Source organism: Nocardia nova, from assembly GCF_002933465.1.
Taxonomy (GTDB): domain Bacteria; phylum Actinomycetota; class Actinomycetes; order Mycobacteriales; family Mycobacteriaceae; genus Nocardia; species Nocardia nova_B.
On sequence record NZ_PSZE01000012.1, the window covers coordinates 79,855 to 97,634 of the forward strand.

Consider the following 17,780-nt stretch of genomic DNA (forward strand, 5'->3'; position numbering starts at 1 on the left):
GGACCGCTACCGGCGGCGGCCCGGCGTTCGATGGCAGTCGTCGTCCGCCCCCGCGTTCAGGATGCCGCTCGCACCGGCGCTCGCCTCAGTTCGCGCAGCGCCGTCCGCAACCCCCGGCGCTTGCCGGTCTCGGGGTCGATGCCGAAATGCTCACGCATTCCGTCGCGGATCGCGAACCGCAGCTCGGAGGCGGTTTCGGGGGCATCGTCGGAGGTCGCGGTGAGCAGCGCGTTGGGCAACGCCAGTTTGGCGATCGTCCGGAACGACTGCAGATACTGGCGTCCGAGCGAACCGGTCGTGTATGGCAGGTCGTATTTGTCGCACAGTTCCCGCACGCGGACGCCGATCTCCTCGTACCGATTGCTGGGCAGGTCGGGGAAGAGATGGTGCTCGATCTGGTGGCTGAGGTTACCGCTCATGAAGCGCATGAGCGACCCGGCGCGAAAGTTGGCCGACCCCAGCATCTGTCGCAGATACCAGCGCGGCTGATCCTCCTCCGCGAGTTCCTCGGTGGTGAATTTCTCCGCGCCGTCGGGGAAGTGACCGCAGAAGATGACCATGTAGGCCCAGTAGTTGCGGATGAGATTGGCGGTGGCGTCGGCGGTCAGCGTCGTCTTCCAGTTGCGTCCCGACAATGCCGGATAGATCAGATAATCCTTGGCCGCCTGTTTGCCGACCTTCGTGCCGATGATGCGCAGATCCCGGAACGCCTGCCGCCAGGTCTTGTCCTTGCGGCGAATCTTCTCCACCTCGAGGTGGTGCAGCGCGACGCCCCATTCGAACAAGGTCCCCAATGTCAGGTTGTACACCGGATTTCCGATGTTCCACCACTCCCACCGCTGGTCCCGGGTCACCCGCAGAATTCCATAGCCGACATCGTCGTCCTTGCCGACGACGTTCGTGTACTTGTGATGGACGAAATTGTGCGAATGCTTCCACTGCACGCTGGGGCAGGTCGTGTCCCACTCCCACGAGGAGGAGTGGATCTCCGGATCGTTCATCCAATCCCATTGCCCGTGCATCACATTGTGGCCGAGCTCCATGTTCTCGATGATTTTGGCCAGCGCGAGCATCGCCGTGCCCGCGAGCCATGCGACCTTGCGGTTGCTGAACATCAGCGCCACCCGTCCACCGGCCGCCACGGCGCGCTGCAGGGCGATGGTGCGATGGATGTAGCGGGCGTCCCGTTCGCCGCGGGACTCCTCGATATCGCGGCGGATGGTATCCAGTTCGGCGCCGAGCGCCTCGATGTCCTCGGGGGTCAGATGGGCGTAGGCGTCGATATCGGTGATGGCCATAAGGGCTCCTACAGATCGAGGGTGCATTCTCCGGACACACTGCTGATGCATGTCTGGATTCGTTCTCCTTCGCGCCGTTCCGCGCCGGTGCGCAGATCGCGCACATATCCCCCCGCCAGCGGAACGACACACGTCTGGCAGATGCCCATCCGGCATCCGAAGGGCATCCCGATGCCCAGCTCTTCGCCTGCTTCGAGAAGTGTTGTGGCGCCGTCGATCTCCGCCTTCTTCCCGGACGCGGCGAAGTAGACCGTGCCGCCCTCACCGCCGTGGTCGGTGCGGGCGATGGTGAACCGCTCGGTATGCAGACGGTGGCGCAGTCCGCCGGCCTCGTAGTGCGATTCCATCTCGTCCAGCAACGCCGATGGGCCACACGCCCAGCAGTGGCGTTCGCGCCAATCGGGCACCCATTCGTCGAGGCGTGCCGCGTCGAAATTGCCCATTTCCCGGGTGAGTTGGAGAGTCAGGTCGTAGCCGGGGGAGCCGTCGGCCCGGCTCTGCATCTCGTCCAGGAAGATGACGTCGTCGCGGGTGGGCGCCGAATGGATGTGGCGGATGTCGGGCGACTGCTCATGGGCCTCGAGGGCGCGCAGCATCGCGATCACCGGCGTGATCCCGCTGCCCGCGGTGACGAACAGCAGGTTGTCCGGCACCGGCTCCGGGAGATGAAAATCGCCCCTCGGCGCCGCCAGCCGGATAACGGTGCCCGGCGCGACACCGTCGACCAGATGCGTCGACAGGAACCCGTCGGGATTCGCCTTCACCGTGATCGAGATGGTCTTGTCGTCCCCGCCGATCGAGGTCAGCGAATACGAGCGCCAATGCCAGCGGCCACCGATCTGCAGTCCGATACCGACGTACTGTCCCGGCGTGTACGTGGTCGGAAAGCCCCAGCCGGGCCGGATGGTGACGGTGGCCGAATCGGCGGTCTCCTTGACGACGTCGACGACCTTGCCGCGGAGCTCGCGCGCGGTCCAGAGCGGATTGACCAGGCGGAGGTAGTCGTCGGGAAGCAGTGGCGTGGTGGCCCGCGCCACCAGCCCGCGCACGATGTTGACTCGCGGCTTCTTGGCGCTGACATCGGCGGCAGGCCGTTTACTCCATTTCAGTAGATCCATGGAAGCCCTCACTTCCGTGTACATCCGTACACTCGAAACGCCTGTGCCTACGTGCGCTGGTATACCACCGTCGCGCGCGAGTACACAGGATTCTCGAGGGTCCCCCGAATCGTCCGACGCTCGCCGGGCGTGCCGCACCGTCGTCACATTCGCGCGCTTGTTGAGTGGACGCCTGTGCGCCGAACGGTCTCGCGCCGCCGCGCGCGGAGGCTGACCGATCGGTCCACGGTTCGCGCCGGTCGTAGGCTTGCCGCATGGCACACGATCGCGACGGGTCGCACGACCTCAAGCCTCGCTCACGCGACGTCACCGACGGGCTGGAGAAGACCGCCGCCCGCGGCATGCTCCGTGCCGTCGGTATGGGCGACGACGACTGGGCCAAACCGCAGATCGGCGTCGCCTCCAGCTGGAACGAGATCACGCCGTGCAATCTGTCGCTCGATCGCCTGGCGAAGGCGGTCAAGGAGGGGGTGCACGCGGGCGGTGGCTACCCGCTGGAATTCGGCACGATCTCGGTCTCGGACGGGATTTCGATGGGCCACGAGGGCATGCACTTCTCCCTGGTCAGTCGCGAGATCATCGCCGATTCCGTCGAGACCGTCATGATGGCCGAACGTCTCGACGGCTCGGTCCTGCTCGCCGGATGCGACAAGAGTCTGCCGGGCATGCTGATGGCCGCCGCGCGCCTGGATCTGGCGAGTGTGTTCCTCTACGCCGGTTCCACGCTGCCGGGCAACGTCGACGGGCGGGACGTCACGATCATCGATGCCTTCGAGGCGGTCGGTGCCTGTATGAAGGGATTGATCAGCCGCGCGGACGTCGACCGGATCGAGCGTGCGATCTGTCCGGGCGAAGGCGCCTGCGGCGGTATGTACACCGCCAACACCATGGCCTCGGCCGCCGAAGCGCTGGGCATGAGCCTGCCCGGCTCGGCCGCGCCGCCCGCGCCCGACCGGCGCCGCGACGAGTACGCCCGCAAGTCCGGTGAGGCTGTGGTCGGATTGCTCCGCAACGGCATCACCGCGCGCGACATCCTGACCCGCGAGGCGTTCGAGAACGCCATCACCGTCGTCATGGCGCTCGGTGGTTCCACCAACGCCGTCCTGCATCTGCTGGCCATCGCCCGGGAGGCCGGGGTCGAGCTGACCCTCGCCGACTTCAACCGGGTCGGTGACAAGGTGCCACATCTGGGTGACCTCAAGCCGTTCGGTCGCTACGTCATGAACGACGTCGACCGGGTCGGCGGCATCCCGGTCGTGATGAAGGCCCTGCTCGACGCGGGGCTGCTGCACGGCGATGCGCTGACCGTGACCGGTGCGACGATGGCCGAGAATCTGGCGCACATCGAGCCGGGGCTCGACGGTGACGTGATCCGCCCGCTCGATCGGCCCATCCACAAGACGGGCGGGCTGACCATCCTGCACGGCACCCTCGCACCCGAGGGCGCGGTGGTCAAGAGCGCCGGATTCGATTCCGACGTCTTCCGCGGCACCGCACGGGTCTTCGATGGCGAGCGCGCCGCGATGGACGCGCTCGAGGACGGCACGATCGGCGCGGGCGACGTGGTCGTCATTCGCTACGAGGGCCCCAAGGGCGGGCCGGGTATGCGCGAGATGCTCGCCATCACCGGAGCGATCAAAGGAGCCGGCCTGGGCAAGGATGTTCTGCTGCTCACCGACGGCCGGTTCTCCGGCGGCACCACCGGTTTGTGCGTCGGTCACATCGCGCCCGAGGCCGTGGACGGCGGGCCGATCGCCTTCGTCGCCGACGGTGACCCGATCGTCCTCGACGTCGCCAACCGCATTCTCGATGTCGAGATCGACGAGGCCGAACTCGCCGCGCGCAGGGCCGGCTGGGAACCGCTTCCGCCGAAGTACACCTCGGGAGTGCTGGCCAAGTATCGCAAGCTGGTCAGCTCCGCCGCCCACGGCGCCGTGACCGGCTGAGCCGCGGGCCGTGCGCCATGGCAACGTTGGTCAGTTTCCACGCCCATCCCGACGACGAGGCGATCACCTGTGGCGGGGTGATGCGCAAGGCGTACGAGCAGGGGCACCGAGTGGTTCTCGTGGTCGCGACACGCGGCGAGCACGGGGAGGTGCCGGAGGGTTTCCTCGACGACGGCGAACAGTTGCGGCAGCGACGGGTGCGCGAAACCCACGCCGCCGCAGAGATTCTCGGTATCGCCCGGGTAGAGTTCCTCGGCTACCTCGACTCGGGGATGATGGGGAGGTCCACCAACGACGCGGCCGGTTCGTTCTGGACCGCTCCCGTCGAGGACGCCGCGCGGCGGCTGGCGGCGATCCTCGCCGAGGAGGACGCCGAGGTGCTCACCGTCTATGACGACAACGGCGGATACGGTCATCCCGACCATATCCAGGTCCACCGCGTCGGGATGCGTGCCGCCGAACTGGCCGGCACCCCACGGGTGTTTCAGAGCACCATGAACCGCGACGAGGCCGTGCGCGGGATGACGGAGATGGCCGAGCAGGCCGGAGCGCTGGGGATCGAGGCGCCCGATATCCGGGAGGTCGCCGAATTCGGGAAGCCGGAATCGATGCTGACCACGGCGGTCACCATCTGATCCGGGAACGTCTTGCTGAACAGCACACCGCCCAGCTGCCAACGCTTTTCGTAGGCGTCGCGGCGCTCCTCGTCGGAGACCTCGACGCTGTCGACGTCGCAGCGCGCGCCCGGGTAGCGGTTCCAATACCACACGCCGCCCAGGCCGTCGCCCGCCTCGAACGCCTGCACGCCCAGGCCTTGCCCGCGCAGCCGATGAATCGATCTGTTTCTCCGCCTTCGACGCTAGGAACGCGCGCGGTTCTCGAGCACGTGTGGTCCCGCTGACCGGCGCTCCCGGCGGTACGGTTCCCGATGACCGGGACCCGCGCTGCGCCGGGCGTCCGCATCGGGACCACCGGCCGCCGCGGGCGGAGAACCGGGTTGCGGGCAGGAGTCGAACACCGTTGACAGGGTGAGTTCGCGGTGGTTGAGTAACTTTTACAGCGTGTAGCCGGTGGGTAGCTTTGCAGACCGTCGAAGTGCCCGGTACAGGCCCGTCGCTTCATTCGCCGAATCAGGTATCGACCATGATCATTCTCGGAATCATTCTCCTCGTCGTCGGTTTTCTGCTGAAGATCCACATCATCTGGATCATCGGAATCGTGGTTCTCGTCATCGGTCTGGTGCTGCTGGCCCTGGGGTCGATGGGTCGTGCCGTCGGCGGGCGACGCCATTACTTCTGACGCCATTACTTCTGACGCCGGTACCGGTGCCGGCCGTAGGCCGGAACCCCGAGCGAATTCGAGGAGTCGAGATGAGTACCACCACGATCGTCGTGATCGTTGTTGTCGTGGTTGTGGCGATCCTGGTCATCGCCGCGCTGGCGCGGGTGGCCATGGTGCAACGTAAGAAACACCGCCGCACGGAAGCCGCGGAGATTCGGGCGAAGGCGACCGAGCGGTCCCATGAGGTCGGCCGACGCCAAGCGCTCGCCGACGAAACCGCGGCCAAAGCCCGGGCAGCGTCCGCCGAGGCCGATATCAAGGCGGCGCAGGCGGCCGGTCTGAAGGAACAGGCGGCGGCACACCACAACGAGGCCGCGACCTCGCGCGACGAACTCACCCGGGAGTTCCAGCGTGCCGACAAGGTCGATCCGGACGCGCGAACCCGCGAGCAGGGGAAGGAAACCGAGCCCGGCCGGACACCCGGATCCGATGCTCCGGGCAGCGACGTTCCGAGAGGCGACGTTCCGAGAGGCGACGTCCGGCGAAACGACACCGCCGAAGAGCGCTGACACCTGCCGTCGTCACCGCGCTGTGCCGGCGTGTCACCGCCCCCACAGCGCGCGGTGCGCGCGCGGCCAGAACTCGAAGCCGGCGGTGGCCAGACCGCCGAGACCGATCACCAGCACCGCCGCATCGACGCTGGTCCGCCCTTCCCGTGCCCAATAGACGTCCTCGAGATCCAGCAGCAGCGCCAGTTCGTCGACGATCAGGGCTGAGCCGGCGCCGTAGGAGGTGGCCACCACCGGATGCCGGCGGGCGCGCTCGGTACCGCGCAACGCCACCAATCCCACCGCCGCGAGCGTCGCGATTCCGATGTTGTAGTGGTGAAAATGCTTGCCGCCCAGGCTCAATCCGCCGCCGCTGGGCCCGTGCCCGGCGCGGATCCAGTGCGTGAGGGCCCGCGTGGTCCCGAAGGTCGCCGTGAACGCCGCCCATGCCCACACTGCCGACCGCTCCCCGGGGCCCAACGTCTCCAGCCACGCCCGCCGCACCTCCCGGCTTCGATGCTGCGCGGTGGCCAGGGCGCTCATGCCGTCTTCGTCGGTCACCCTCTCATCGTCGCCCGGCGGCACCGTCCCCATGCAGTATTCGGCAAATTCCCAGACAACCGACTGAATGTCCGCATCGCCTGCTCCGCGCCGGAAGAAAGCCCATAGCAACCGGGCACCGGCGGACTTACGATCGAAGCAGTGCCCGAGCGGGCCGAGCAGGTGGCGAATGGGAGCACCGCATGAACGACCATCCGGAACACACGCCCCGGGTCACCGCCTTCCCGCGCGTCGACGACTACGCGTTCATCTCCGATTCCGAGGTCACGGCCCTCATCGCGCCCAGCGGCGCCATCGAATGGATGTGCTTGCCCCGGATGGATTCTCCGAGTGTCTTCGGCGCGATCCTCGATCGCTCCGCCGGGTCGTTTCGCTTCGCTCCCGACGACATCGCGACTCCGGCCGATCGCCGATACATCCCCGGGACGATGGTCATGGAGACGAGCTGGCGCAGTGGCGAAGGATGGGCAACCGTGCGCGACGTTCTGCTGGTGGGCCCGTGGCGGCACCAGCAACCCGGCCGCAGTGCGCACCGCCGCGCACCCACCGACTACGACGCCGAACACATCCTGCTGCGCATCGTGCACTGCGAGACGGGACAGATCCAGTTCGTGCTCGACTGCCAGCCCGCCTACGAATACGGGCGCGCCCGGGCCACGTGGGAATACCTCGACAGCTACCACCTGGCCCAGGCCGACGCCGTAGGTGTCGATCCACGGTTGCGGCTGACCACCGATCTGCGCCTCGGGATCGAGGGCTCACGCGCGGTGGCCCGCACCCTGCTCAAGAGTGGCGACACCCGCTACTGTGCGCTGTCGTGGGGAAGCCGGGCGGCTCCCGAAACCGTCGAAGAGGCTCGCGAACGGCTGAACGGGACCGTGCATCACTGGCGGCACTGGCTGGCCGGCGGCCGGTTCCCGGATCACCCCTGGAGCGCCCAGCTCACGCGCAGCGCCCTGACTCTCAAGGGCCTGACCTTCGCCCCGACCGGCGCCATCGTCGCAGCACCGACCACATCGCTGCCGGAAACACCGGGCGGAGAACGCAATTGGGACTACCGCTACACCTGGATCCGGGACTCGGCCTTCGCGCTGTGGGGTCTGTACACCCTGGGCTTCAACTGGGAGGCCAACGACTACTTCTCCCACATCATCAATCTGGCCGAAAACGCCGAGGACATGCAGATCGTCTACGGCATCGGCGGCGAGACCGACCTGCGTGAACACACCCTGGACCACCTGCGGGGGTACGAGAACGCCGCCCCCGTGCGGGTCGGCAACGACGCGTATCGGCAACGCCAGCACGATGTCTGGGGTGCGGCGCTGGATGCGGTCTACCTCTACGCCCGCCATCAGGACCAGATCGACGCGCGCACCTGGCCGCTGCTGCGCTGGGCGGTCAAGAGCGCGCTCGCGGTGTGGCGCGAACCCGACCACGGCATCTGGGAGGTGCGCGGGAAGCCGCAGCACTTCACCTCCAGCAAGGTCATGTGCTGGGTCGCCGCGGATCGCGGCGCGCGCCTGGCCCGCATCCATCAGGATTTCGAACGTGCCGCCCGCTGGCAGCGCTCGGCCGACGAGATCCGCGCCGACGTCTGCGCCGATGCCGTCGACTCGCGAGGTGTGTTCACCCAGTACTACGGCAGCACGGCACTGGACGCCTCGACCCTGCTCATCCCGCTGGTCCGGTTCCTTCCTCCCGACGACGAACGCGTCCGTAAAACGGTGCTCGCCATTGCCGACGAACTCACCAGCGACGGACTCGTCCTGCGCTACCGCACCGACGAAACCGACGACGGATTCACCGGGGCCGAAGGCACTTTCACGATCTGCTCGTTCTGGCTGGTGTCGGCCCTGTCGGAAATCGGCGAGAAGCACCGTGCCAAACAGTTGTGTGAGAAGCTGCTCGGCTATGCCAGCCCGCTGGGCCTCTACGGCGAGGAGATCGACCCCGTGACCGGACGGCACTGGGGCAACTATCCCCAGGCTTTCACGCACCTGGCGTTGATCAATGCCGTCATGCACGTCGTCCGGGACGAGCAGATCGAATTGCGCACCGCGCTCGGGGGAGAATCCATCGCCCCGCGCCTCGACGACGGCATGCTCACCGGCGGATACATCCACATCTGAGCGCCCCGATACCGGGCCGGGGCCGGGTGCGGAGCTGTCGTGGCCGGTCGCCCGGGGTCACACGGTCGACGCGGCGCGGCGTTCGCAACACCCGATCGGCAACCGTTGACTTCACGCTGAGCGAATACCTGGTGTTCGCGGCGGACGGGAGTCACGATCCGTACCAACAGGTGAATGTCCGCAGCTACCCGACGAAGGGCGCGATCGTGACCGTGACCGACGAGCTTCTGGCCAACAACGCCGAATACGCAGCACAGTTCAGCGGACCGCTTCCGCTGCCGCCGAGCAAGCACGTCGCCGTGGTGGCGTGCATGGATGCGCGGCTGGACGTCTACCGCATTCTCGGCCTCGAGGAGGGTGAGGCGCACGTCATCCGCAATGCGGGCGGGGTGGTGACCGACGACGAGATCCGTTCACTGGCAATCAGTCAGCGGCTGCTGGGCACCACGGAGATCATCCTGATCCATCACACCGACTGCGGCATGCTGACCTTTACCGACGACGAGTTCAAACGCGGAATCCAGGACGAGGTGGGCATCAAGCCCGAGTGGGCGGCGGAGGCTTTCGACGATCTGGATGTGGATGTGCGCCAGTCGATTCGGCGTATCGAGGCCAGCCCGTTCGTGACGAAGACGAGCTCGCTGCGCGGCTTCGTCTTCGACGTCGCCACCGGCAAACTCCAGGAGGTCGTCGCCTGACTCCGAGGCGGTGCGGGGTAGCTGCTGCGGAGTGCCGTCGGCGGATGTCAGGATAGGCCGGTCCCAGCTTCCCGTCCGATGGTTCGACGCATGGCGAGTGACTTCTCCGGATTCGCCGACAGCGCGCCCTGTCCCGAATCTGCCGTGCCACCTTCGGCCTGCCGCCGTCCGCGTTGAGCCGCAACGTCCGCGTGGCGATCGGCTCCGCGACCGAGCCGAATCGTTCAATCGTCGCGGTGGCAGCCGCGCGAGGCTGGAACGGTGGTGTGCGGATCGTCGACCGTCGGACCCCTCGCGTGTATACGACGTTCTCGCTATAGGCGAGTCATGCTGCCAAAATCGCGCGCCGCGTCACAGCTTCGTTGCAACTCGGCCAGCGCCTCCGCGAGGTGGGTGGTGATGTCCCAGACGTCGGGAACGGCCTCCGGGCAGGCGACGATGCCGAAATCGAGGTGGCCGTCGTAGGACATCACGGTGATGTTCAGGCCGCCGGACAACACGGTGAGCACCGAGACCGGATAGCTGGCCAGTACGCGGATGCCGTCGAGATACAGCGGAAGCTGTGGTCCGGGGACGTTCGAGACGATCAGGTTGACCAGGGGGAGGGTGGGGGCCGCGGCGCGCAGCAGCGCACGCGTCGGCAGCCCGTGCAGGACCGGCGTGAGCAATGTGGTCAGTTCGTGCAGCAGAGTCGTTGGCTGTTTGCCGAACCGATCCTTGGCCACGAGCAGATTGTTGTGCAGCAGTTTCAGCCGGGCACGGGGATCGTTCTCCCCGATCGGCAGTTGAGACAGCATGAGCGAGAACTGATTTCCCGCGCTGCCGAACTGCTCGGGAGTGCGCACCGAGACCGGGATCGCGGCCAGCAGGGGCCGGTCGATGGGGAGTTCGCGGTCGAGCATCCAGTTGCGCAACGCCGAGGTACACAAAGCCATCACGACATCGTTGACGGTGCCGTCGATCGATTTCTTGATCGCCTTGACCGCCGCGAGGGGCAATGAGGTGTAAGCGACACTGCGAGTCGTGGTCAGCGGCTGGTTGAACGGAACATCGTCGTGCTTGGCGCGGAATGCGTCCCGGGTGCGCAGCAGTGTCGGGACCGCGTCGAGGGCCGCGCGCGTGCGGGCCGACTGGCGGGTCACCGCCTTGGGAGCGCTGCAGGCCAGCATCTCGACGATCGACGGAGTGCGATCGCGGCGCATACCTGTCTCGGGTAGCGGTGTGGCCGTGGGTGTTTCGGAGATATCGAGGATCGCCCCCATGATCTCCGCCGCCGACACGCCGTCGATCACCGCGTGGTGCACCTTCGTGTAGACCGCCTGACGGCCGCCCGAGAGTCCGGAGACGAGATGGCATTCCCACAGCGGACGGGATCGGTCGAGCGGCTGGGCGTGGCGGCGGGCGACATAGTCGGCGAGGTCCGCGTCGGTCGCACCGTCGGGCAATCGCACGTGCCGCACGTGGAAACCGAGATCGACGGCGGCGCAATCTTCCCAGTACGGCTCGTCGAGGCCCAGCGGCACGGTCCGTACCCGGCGGCGCAGCGGCGCCACCAGGTGCAGCCGGGCGGCGAACAGCCGCCGCAGTGTGCCGGCGTCCAGCGGGCCGCGCGGCCCGCGGACCGAATCGAGCAACATGACGGCGCCGATATGCATAGGCGCCGCAGCGGTTTCGCTGTCCAGCAGATGCAGATCCAGGGCGCTCAACTGCCGCGGCGGTCCGATTTCCGCCGCGGCGGGGATCGTCGTGGACGCCGGCGCGGCCGCGCGTCGCGCACCGCTGGTCAACGACTCGCCGGGAGTTCGCAGGTGGACGGTGGTCCCCCGTGCGTGCGAGACAGTGCTGTACGAGCCGGTCATCGTTACCTCCCGAAAGACGGTCCGGGCAGGTTCACCGGCAGCGCAGGTGCACCGAATCGAGCCTGGACAGCTGGGTGGCGCCTCCGCGAGGCGCCCAGACGGTGTTCGCGCGGCACTGGTCGAACGACGAGTCGTCTCGATATCCGAAACGTGGCTGCCAGTTTAGGGCCGCTCGTGGCCGGCCGGGCTTCGCGGAGAATTCGGGCCCGTAAATTGTGTGCAAACACCCGATGCGAGCCGGTCCGCGCGGCCCGGCGCCGGGCCGGTTCCACCTTCGGCAGAACATGGGCCCCGAGACTTGTACGATGTGGTAATGCGTTCGCGGAGCCCTGGCGTTCGTCGCGTTGGGGCCCAAGGGCATTCGATCCGGGCGCGCGCCGTTCACCGAAGCCGCGGCACGCGAGATCGCCACCATCGCACGGATAGGAGGCGACGATGTCGTCATCCAACTGGAGGCCACCGCCGAGCTGGTGGCGATGGCGCTGACCCAGCCCGCGCATCGCATGGTGCGATGCCTACTGGGCTCGGCCCGGGGCATCGCGCCGCGGCCCCGCCGGGCACCCGCATCGGCGTGCACCTGCGCCTGGGCAGCCTGCACAACAAGGGTATGCCGCTGCGCACCGCACGGCCCTTGGTCGACGTGGTCAATTCCGTTGCGCGGCGCTGGCCTGCCGGACGCATCCTGGAATACGTCGATGTCCCGTTCGCCGCGGGCGACAGACCGCCGACGGCGCGGGGCCGGTTCTACGCACCCCTCGCCGATCTGTCCTTGCCCGCGGGCGCCCGCTTCTACGCGGGCGTCGTCCACGACGTACCCACCGAGGACGAGCAGCGAAAGACGCTGCACACCATCGAGAATGCGCTCGGCCGCCGCGTCGACGGCGTCGCCTGCGCATGCGGTCTGGGCCGTCGCCCCCGTCCCGTCGCGGACGCGCTCATGGCGCGCGCCGTGACGTTGGCGGGTTCATGACCGGGCGGACCGTGGTCTAGCCGGCTTTGTTGTACGCCTCGACGATGTCCTTGTGAATGCGGCCACGGCTGGAGATCTCATAGCCGTTGTTGCGGGCCCACTCCCGGATGGCAGCCGTCTGTTCCCGGTCCGGTGTCGTGCGGGCGGCACCGGATTTGACGGCGCCCTTGCGGTTTCGGCCGACCTTGCGCGCGGACCCGGTCCACTGCTCGAAGATCTTGCGCAGCTTCTCGGCGTTCTTGGTCGACAGATCGATTTCGTATTCGACTCCATCGATGCCGAAGTGCACCGTCTGGTCGGCATCGGACTTGCCGTCGTAGTCGTCCACCAACTCGACGATGACCTTCTTGGCCATGAAAACCCACCCTCCACTCAGCTCGTATGTGACGCGGCGAAAATGCTAATCGAGTTCGCGAGAGCGTCGTTGAGCAGGGTGAGGACAGCGGGCCGGGTCACGGACGGAAGATCGCGCGAACGCAGCCGTCTCGTTTGTTCTTGAACATGTCGTATCCGCGCACGGCGTCCTCGAGGGGCAGGTCGTGGGTGATCAGGTAGGACGGGTCGAGGTCGCCCTGCTGGATACAGTCGAAGATGCGTCGCACGTAGCGCTGGCCGTGCTGTTGCGCTGAGACGCAGAAGTTGTTTGGCGCGGTCGTAGGCGTTCTGCAGGCCGGTGCCGTGTCCCCCATGCCGACCGCGTCGATGCACGCGTCCGGTCCGCGGCCGCCGGTCATCTCGGCGATGGTGTTCTGCACGCTGTCCACCGCGGTGGAGTCGATGGTTTCGGCGTCGAAATGCTTGCGCGCCAGCGCCAATCGTTCTCGATAGCGGTCGATCACGATCACGCGATCGGCGCCGAGCAGCCGCGCCGAGCGTGCGACCTGATGGTCGTCGGCCACCCGCGGCCGGCGGAGCGGATTTCCTCGCCAAAGTAGAACGTGTTCCTATATCGTCGGCGCTGTGCAGAAAGAACAACGCCCCGCCGTGGAAGGTTGGTTCACTGCGGACGACGGCACGGTACGTCTCCAGGGAAGTCGCTGCGACGTGTGCGGCACACCGTACTTCCCGCGGAACACGCTGGCCTGCCGCAATCCGCAGTGTGCGAGTCCCAAGGACGGATCCGAGCTGGTCGAGTACCTGTTCTCCACGCGAGGCCGGATCTGGTCGTACGCGGACGCCCGCTACAAACCGCCCGCGCCCTATGTCTCGCCGGATCCGTTCGAGCCCTACGTCGTCGCGGCGGTGGAGCTCGAGCGAGAGCAGATGGTGATTCTCGGGCAGGTCGTGCGTGGCCTCACCGTGGACGACCTGGCCGTCGGCATGCCGGTCGAACTGGCTCTGGGCGTGCTGTACGAGGACGAGGAAGCGGAACACACGGTGTGGATGTGGAGGCCGGTCGATGCCTGACAACGATCGCGATATCGCCGTCCTCGGTGCCGGAATGCACCAGTGGGGCAAATGGGGACGCAATTTCGTCGAATACGGCCTGGTAGCCGCGCGGGCGGCGCTGGCCGACGCCGGTGTCGACCACCGCGACGTCGGCTACATCGCCGGCGCGGACACGATCCGCAACGGCTACCCGGGATTCGTGTCGGGTGCGACGTTCGCCCAGGCGCTCGGCTGGTCCGGCGCCCGCATCTCGAGCAGCTACGCCGCCTGTGCCTCCGGCGCCCAGGCCATCGCCAACGCGCGGGCCCAGATTCTGGCCGGGTTGACCCATGTGGCGCTCGTGGTCGGTGCCGATGCCGCGCCGAAGGGTTTCTTCCAGCCGTTCGGCGGTGAACGCCGCGACGATCCGGACTGGTTGCGCTTCCATCTGCTCGGCGCCACCAACCCCATCTACTTCGCGCTGTACGCGCGTCGGCGGATGGCGTTGCACGGGGCCACGCTCGACGATTTCGCCGCCGTCAAGGTCAAGAACGCCAAGCACGGCCTGAGCAATCCGTATGCCCGCTACCGCAAGGAGGTGGCGGCCGAAGAGGTCGCGGCGTCGGCGATCGTCTCGGATCCGTTGCGGCTGCTCGACATCTGCGCGACCAGCGACGGCGGCGCCGCGCTGGTGCTGACGTCGATGGACTACGCCCGCCGCCACGGCATCGCCGACCCGGTCCGCATCCGGGCGCTCTCGACGGTCACACCGACCTTCCCGAAAACCGTGCTCGATCTGCCGGATTTCGCCACGGATTCGGCGGTGGCCTTCGATGCGCCCTCGCGCTCGTTCCGGTCCGCGATCGCGGACGCCGCCTACGAGGAGGCCGGACTCGGCCCCGCCGACCTGTCCTTCGCGGAGGTCTACGACCTGTCCACCGCGCTGGAACTGGACTGGTACGAAGACATCGGGCTGTGCGAGATCGGCGGTGCCGAGGAGCTGTTGCGCAGCGGCGCCACCACGTTGGGCGGTCGCGTGCCGGTCAACCCCAGCGGTGGCCTGGCCTGCTTCGGTGAGGCCATCCCGGCGCAGGCGATCGCTCAGATCTGCGAACTCACCTGGCAGTTGCGCGGCCGGGCCGACGGTCGTCAGGTGGAGAACGCCCGCGCCGGTATCGCCGTGAACCAAGGCTTGTTCGGCCACGGTTCGGCGATCATCGCCACCCGCTGAACTCCGCTTCACTCACGAAACCCGGGTCGCACCCGGGTTTTCGCGTATCCGGCAGGATCGTGGTCGCCGGCGTGGCAGCGGCACCGGAGTCCGGCGCCCGAGATCGCGGCGGCGGTGAGTACACGGCGGAAGGTGAAGTTCGGCAATTCTGCTCCTTGCCGGGCGGAGAAGAGTTCACTGGCCTGTGTCGGCAACCCCACGGTCTGGCCTCGTGTGACGAAAAAGTGGTTTGGCAGGCCGCGATCGGGGTTTTCGGTAGTCAGCAGTGATCTTGGGGGAACGAGGAGTGAGCCGCATGCCGAGTAACAGAGATTCCGTATTCGTCGATGATGAAGCCGTGACACCGACGCCGGCCGAACAACCGGGCGCGGTGAGCTGGCCGGACCCCAGCCCCCTCGATTCGTGGTGGAACGACATCATGGGCCTGTCGGCCGACCCGCCCCGCCCCGCCGCCTGAACCACAGACCGCCCGGATGGAAGACGCGGGCACGCCGGACGCGGGCGACCAGCTCGAACGATTCCTCGACCAGGCGTTCGGCTTTCACATCTCTGCTTTCGTCGTGACGGTCGGGTCGGGTCGGCGGCAGCCGACATCTGGCCCGTACCCCGTCACGGCCGAGGTATTCGCGGCACCTGCGGTCAGGATTCGTCGCGGGCGCACGGGTAGGGGAGGACCTGCGTGGCCTCGGGCCCGCCGCTGGTGTGGGTCACGGTGAAGATCACCCCTTGCCCGGGGCTGAGAGTTTTGTATCCGGGCATGTCGATCGTGCGGTAGTCGACGAATACCGCGTCACCGGAGGCGCCGGTGAGGTAGCCGAACCCCTTCTCGGCGTTGAACCACGCCACCTGCCCCCGTTGCCAGCCCGGCAGTTTCTCGTCGGCCGGCATGAGGTGCGGATCCGGATGGGTCCGGTGCTCGGCGGGAACAACGGCGGGCGTCCAGGTCACGGTCATGCGCAAACTCATTCCGGTCGCGGGTGGGCAACGAGTGGGCGGCGACCGGTTTTCCGGTGCCGCCACCCGCGATACCCGCCGCTTCCGGAGCCAAACAATAACGCCGGCCCGTTCAGGCGGTTCCCTCAGCCGGCCGGTGCAGGTTCATGCGCGGTGAGGAACTCCGCGATCGCCGGATCGACCGCGTCGCGGACCCGAATCTTTTTGGCCAGCAGACCGTTTGCGTGGAGCAGGTCGGCAGCGTGCTGCTGTTCGTCGAGGAACTGCTCGGTGACCGGGTCCAGGCCGAACGGGCGGCCGCGCAGGGCGGCCTCCCAGGCGTCGAGGTCGGCGGCGCCGCCGCGGGCGACGATGTCGTCGACGAAGTATTGGGCCGCGGCGCGGGGGTTTTCGGCGATCCAGGCGTCGGACTCCCGCAGGGCGGTGATGATCGCTTCCAGGGCCGGCCGGTTGGCCTCGGCGAAGTCGCGGCGAGTGAACCACAGCGAGGGGTGGCTGAAGACGGACTCGGTATCGACGAGGGTGTGCAGCGGGGTGGCCGCCTCCACGGCGGTGAGGCCGGGATAGGCGCCGACCCAGGCATCGAGGCTGCCGTCGAGCAGCAGGTTGCCGCCGTCGTGCACGTCGGTGTCCACCGGTTCGATATCGCTCCAGCCCAGGCCCGACCGCTCCAAGGCGAACAGCAGCAGCGTGGTCTGCCAGGAGCCGTGTGCGATGCCGACTCGCTTACCTTTCAGATCGGCCACCGATTCGATGCCGTTGCCGGCCTTGGTGACCAGCCGGCCGTTCTCGATGCGCGGGCCGGAGATGCCGACGTAGACGATGTCGCGGTCGTTGGCGAGCGCGGTGATCGGCGGAGTGAAGCCGGTGCCGATGAAGTCGTAGCCGTCCGAGCTGAACAGGTAGTCCGAATGCAGCGACGGCAGCGCGGTTTTCACGTCGGCGCGGGCCGGCTGCGGCAGGGCGCGCAGGTCCACCCACTCCACGTCGGGGAGCGCGCGTTCCAGGATGCCGCGGTGGCGGAGGACGAACAGGGAATTGTTGTGCGGGAAGTAGCCGACACGAACACTCATGGGAGTCTCCTCGAAGAAGTGCGGAAGTAGGGGTCAGAGCAGCCCGCGGCGCCGGGCCTCGTCGGCCAGCCCGGTGCGCCCCCACTGCACCGCGAGATTGGACTTGTCGAATTCGACAGAGCCGCCCAGGGTTTCGGCGATCGCCTGGTATTGCGCACCTTCCTCGAGCAACACGACCAGCTTCGCCAGGTCCAGCAGTCCGGCACGGCCGACGACGTTCGCACCACCGTTGGCCTCGAAGATGGCGACGAGGTCGGGATCTCGGGTCAGCTGGTCGAGGATGAAGGCGCCCGCGCCGATGCTGCGATCGATATGTGGCGGGATCTCCCGCGACAGGGTCAGCCGCTGTACGGCGGCATAGCGGATCGGAAAGGTGCGGTGGGTCTGCGCCCAGCCGCCCAGCCACGGGCTGTGCACGTGCACCACGGAGGTGATCTCCGGGTGCGCGCGGAAGACCGCGGCGTAGCCGGTGACGAATCCGGCGGAACCGGTGCCGGACAGCACCTCTCCGTCGAAGGTCGCGACCACCGGTCGCACGGTGCGGTCGTCGGCCCAGGGGCCGGGCTCGTTGAGCGCCACCGCGATCTCCGTGCCGGGGACGCGTTCGACGAAGTTGACGGTGCCGTTGCCGGCGACGGTGCCGGTCTCGCGGAAGACCCGGAACGCCTTCTCGGCGTCGCGGGTGGCGGTGGCGACGAATTCGGTGACGGTGTCGTCGAGCCGGATTTCGGTGGTGGTCACGATTC

The 17,780-nt window shown here is 67.5% G+C and carries 19 protein-coding genes and 1 pseudogene; 10 read left to right on the top strand and 10 right to left on the bottom strand.

Features of this window, described 5'->3' with window-relative positions; all coding sequences use genetic code 11:
• Positions 1 to 56: 56 nt before the first annotated feature.
• On the bottom strand, positions 57 to 1,298 hold the full coding sequence (locus tag C5E41_RS16645; protein WP_104376743.1) for a fatty acid desaturase family protein: 1,242 nt from the start codon (positions 1,296 to 1,298) through the stop codon (positions 57 to 59).
• A gap of 8 nt (positions 1,299 to 1,306) precedes the next feature.
• On the bottom strand, positions 1,307 to 2,416 hold the full coding sequence (locus C5E41_RS16650; protein WP_104376744.1) for a ferredoxin reductase: 1,110 nt from the start codon (positions 2,414 to 2,416) through the stop codon (positions 1,307 to 1,309).
• 254 nt (positions 2,417 to 2,670) lie between these two features.
• On the opposite strand from C5E41_RS16650, the gene ilvD reads away from it, so the two are divergent.
• Both ilvD and C5E41_RS16660 read left to right on the top strand, forming a co-directional pair.
• Positions 2,671 to 4,362, top strand: coding sequence for a dihydroxy-acid dehydratase (ilvD, locus tag C5E41_RS16655; RefSeq protein ID WP_104376745.1), 1,692 nt, complete (start codon positions 2,671 to 2,673; stop codon positions 4,360 to 4,362).
• Between the two features lie 17 nt (positions 4,363 to 4,379).
• Positions 4,380 to 4,997: a PIG-L family deacetylase gene (locus tag C5E41_RS16660; RefSeq protein WP_104376746.1), complete on the top strand. Its 618-nt coding sequence runs from the start codon at positions 4,380 to 4,382 to the stop codon at positions 4,995 to 4,997.
• Here the strand turns inward: C5E41_RS16660 and C5E41_RS36200 are convergent.
• Positions 4,985 to 5,197: pseudogene (locus tag C5E41_RS36200) on the bottom strand (hypothetical protein); the annotation flags it as partial. The gene C5E41_RS16660 and the pseudogene C5E41_RS36200 sit on opposite strands and share 13 nt — an antisense overlap.
• A gap of 308 nt (positions 5,198 to 5,505) precedes the next feature.
• On the opposite strand from C5E41_RS36200, the gene C5E41_RS33910 reads away from it, so the two are divergent.
• The gene (locus C5E41_RS33910) at positions 5,506 to 5,661 is read left to right on the top strand and encodes a DUF6131 family protein (protein ID WP_181063276.1); all 156 of its coding nucleotides are present in this window, start codon (positions 5,506 to 5,508) and stop codon (positions 5,659 to 5,661) included.
• Positions 5,662 to 5,732: 71 nt separating this feature from the next.
• Positions 5,733 to 6,212, top strand: a complete 480-nt coding sequence (locus C5E41_RS16665; RefSeq protein WP_181063277.1) for a hypothetical protein — start codon at positions 5,733 to 5,735, stop codon at positions 6,210 to 6,212.
• A 33-nt stretch (positions 6,213 to 6,245) separates the two neighbouring features.
• On the opposite strand, the gene C5E41_RS16670 is transcribed toward C5E41_RS16665, so the two are convergent.
• Positions 6,246 to 6,734: a hypothetical protein gene (locus C5E41_RS16670; protein WP_104376825.1), complete on the bottom strand. Its 489-nt coding sequence runs from the start codon at positions 6,732 to 6,734 to the stop codon at positions 6,246 to 6,248.
• Positions 6,735 to 6,934: 200 nt separating this feature from the next.
• Between C5E41_RS16670 and C5E41_RS16675 the strand changes: the two genes are divergently transcribed.
• Positions 6,935 to 8,881 (top strand): glycoside hydrolase family 15 protein, encoded by a 1,947-nt coding sequence (locus C5E41_RS16675; RefSeq protein ID WP_104376747.1) that lies wholly within the window; start codon positions 6,935 to 6,937, stop codon positions 8,879 to 8,881.
• 206 nt (positions 8,882 to 9,087) lie between these two features.
• The gene (locus tag C5E41_RS16680; RefSeq protein WP_104376826.1) at positions 9,088 to 9,579 is read left to right on the top strand and encodes a beta-class carbonic anhydrase; all 492 of its coding nucleotides are present in this window, start codon (positions 9,088 to 9,090) and stop codon (positions 9,577 to 9,579) included.
• A 314-nt stretch (positions 9,580 to 9,893) separates the two neighbouring features.
• Here the strand turns inward: C5E41_RS16680 and C5E41_RS16685 are convergent, their stop codons facing one another.
• On the bottom strand, positions 9,894 to 11,438 hold the full coding sequence (locus tag C5E41_RS16685; protein ID WP_104376748.1) for a WS/DGAT/MGAT family O-acyltransferase: 1,545 nt from the start codon (positions 11,436 to 11,438) through the stop codon (positions 9,894 to 9,896).
• A 511-nt stretch (positions 11,439 to 11,949) separates the two neighbouring features.
• On the opposite strand from C5E41_RS16685, the gene C5E41_RS16690 reads away from it, so the two are divergent.
• Positions 11,950 to 12,408 carry a hypothetical protein gene (locus C5E41_RS16690; protein WP_181063278.1) on the top strand — a complete coding sequence of 153 codons (459 nt, stop codon included), beginning with the start codon at positions 11,950 to 11,952 and terminating at the stop codon, positions 12,406 to 12,408.
• A 16-nt stretch (positions 12,409 to 12,424) separates the two neighbouring features.
• On the opposite strand, the gene C5E41_RS16695 is transcribed toward C5E41_RS16690, so the two are convergent.
• Positions 12,425 to 12,763 carry a histone-like nucleoid-structuring protein Lsr2 gene (locus C5E41_RS16695; RefSeq protein ID WP_036505585.1) on the bottom strand — a complete coding sequence of 113 codons (339 nt, stop codon included), beginning with the start codon at positions 12,761 to 12,763 and terminating at the stop codon, positions 12,425 to 12,427.
• 97 nt (positions 12,764 to 12,860) lie between these two features.
• Positions 12,861 to 13,307 carry a zinc-binding dehydrogenase gene (locus C5E41_RS16700; RefSeq protein WP_258081021.1) on the bottom strand — a complete coding sequence of 149 codons (447 nt, stop codon included), beginning with the start codon at positions 13,305 to 13,307 and terminating at the stop codon, positions 12,861 to 12,863.
• 61 nt (positions 13,308 to 13,368) lie between these two features.
• Here C5E41_RS16700 and C5E41_RS16705 point away from each other — a divergent pair, with 61 nt between their 5' ends.
• The 3 genes from C5E41_RS16705 (at position 13,369) to C5E41_RS33915 (ending at position 15,464) form a co-directional block, all read left to right on the top strand.
• A complete protein-coding gene (locus tag C5E41_RS16705) occupies positions 13,369 to 13,815 on the top strand; it encodes a Zn-ribbon domain-containing OB-fold protein (protein ID WP_439956438.1) in 447 nt (148 codons plus the stop codon).
• Positions 13,808 to 15,007 carry a lipid-transfer protein gene (locus C5E41_RS16710; protein WP_104376750.1) on the top strand — a complete coding sequence of 400 codons (1,200 nt, stop codon included), beginning with the start codon at positions 13,808 to 13,810 and terminating at the stop codon, positions 15,005 to 15,007. The genes C5E41_RS16705 and C5E41_RS16710 overlap by 8 nt, the downstream gene beginning before the upstream one ends.
• 295 nt (positions 15,008 to 15,302) lie before the next feature.
• Positions 15,303 to 15,464: a hypothetical protein gene (locus C5E41_RS33915; protein WP_181063279.1), complete on the top strand. Its 162-nt coding sequence runs from the start codon at positions 15,303 to 15,305 to the stop codon at positions 15,462 to 15,464.
• A 182-nt stretch (positions 15,465 to 15,646) separates the two neighbouring features.
• Here the strand turns inward: C5E41_RS33915 and C5E41_RS16720 are convergent, their stop codons facing one another.
• The 3 genes from C5E41_RS16720 to C5E41_RS16730 form a co-directional block, all read right to left on the bottom strand.
• The gene (locus C5E41_RS16720; protein WP_258081022.1) at positions 15,647 to 15,961 is read right to left on the bottom strand and encodes a cold shock domain-containing protein; all 315 of its coding nucleotides are present in this window, start codon (positions 15,959 to 15,961) and stop codon (positions 15,647 to 15,649) included.
• A 125-nt stretch (positions 15,962 to 16,086) separates the two neighbouring features.
• Positions 16,087 to 17,034 carry an ABC transporter substrate-binding protein gene (locus C5E41_RS16725; protein ID WP_104376752.1) on the bottom strand — a complete coding sequence of 316 codons (948 nt, stop codon included), beginning with the start codon at positions 17,032 to 17,034 and terminating at the stop codon, positions 16,087 to 16,089.
• A gap of 33 nt (positions 17,035 to 17,067) precedes the next feature.
• On the bottom strand, positions 17,068 to 17,775 hold the full coding sequence (locus tag C5E41_RS16730; RefSeq protein ID WP_104376753.1) for a class II aldolase/adducin family protein: 708 nt from the start codon (positions 17,773 to 17,775) through the stop codon (positions 17,068 to 17,070).
• Positions 17,776 to 17,780 lie beyond the last annotated feature (5 nt).

Bases quoted from the DNA above. Each gene is read 5' to 3' on its own strand.
- C5E41_RS16650 (WP_104376744.1), bottom strand. From the start codon at position 2,416: ATGGATCTACTGAAATGGAGTAAACGGCCTGCCGCCGATGTCAGCGCC.
- C5E41_RS33910 (WP_181063276.1), top strand. From the start codon at position 5,506: ATGATCATTCTCGGAATCATTCTCCTCGTCGTCGGTTTTCTGCTGAAG.
- C5E41_RS16710 (WP_104376750.1), top strand. From the start codon at position 13,808: ATGCCTGACAACGATCGCGATATCGCCGTCCTCGGTGCCGGAATGCAC.
- C5E41_RS16645 (WP_104376743.1), bottom strand. From the start codon at position 1,298: ATGGCCATCACCGATATCGACGCCTACGCCCATCTGACCCCCGAGGAC.
- C5E41_RS16720 (WP_258081022.1), bottom strand. From the start codon at position 15,961: ATGACCGTGACCTGGACGCCCGCCGTTGTTCCCGCCGAGCACCGGACC.
- C5E41_RS16665 (WP_181063277.1), top strand. From the start codon at position 5,733: ATGAGTACCACCACGATCGTCGTGATCGTTGTTGTCGTGGTTGTGGCG.
- C5E41_RS16695 (WP_036505585.1), bottom strand. From the start codon at position 12,763: ATGGCCAAGAAGGTCATCGTCGAGTTGGTGGACGACTACGACGGCAAG.
- C5E41_RS16660 (WP_104376746.1), top strand. From the start codon at position 4,380: ATGGCAACGTTGGTCAGTTTCCACGCCCATCCCGACGACGAGGCGATC.
- C5E41_RS16685 (WP_104376748.1), bottom strand. From the start codon at position 11,438: ATGACCGGCTCGTACAGCACTGTCTCGCACGCACGGGGGACCACCGTC.
- C5E41_RS16675 (WP_104376747.1), top strand. From the start codon at position 6,935: ATGAACGACCATCCGGAACACACGCCCCGGGTCACCGCCTTCCCGCGC.
- C5E41_RS33915 (WP_181063279.1), top strand. From the start codon at position 15,303: ATGCCGAGTAACAGAGATTCCGTATTCGTCGATGATGAAGCCGTGACA.
- ilvD (WP_104376745.1), top strand. From the start codon at position 2,671: ATGGCACACGATCGCGACGGGTCGCACGACCTCAAGCCTCGCTCACGC.
- C5E41_RS16725 (WP_104376752.1), bottom strand. From the start codon at position 17,034: ATGAGTGTTCGTGTCGGCTACTTCCCGCACAACAATTCCCTGTTCGTC.
- C5E41_RS16670 (WP_104376825.1), bottom strand. From the start codon at position 6,734: ATGAGCGCCCTGGCCACCGCGCAGCATCGAAGCCGGGAGGTGCGGCGG.
- C5E41_RS16690 (WP_181063278.1), top strand. From the start codon at position 11,950: ATGCCTACTGGGCTCGGCCCGGGGCATCGCGCCGCGGCCCCGCCGGGC.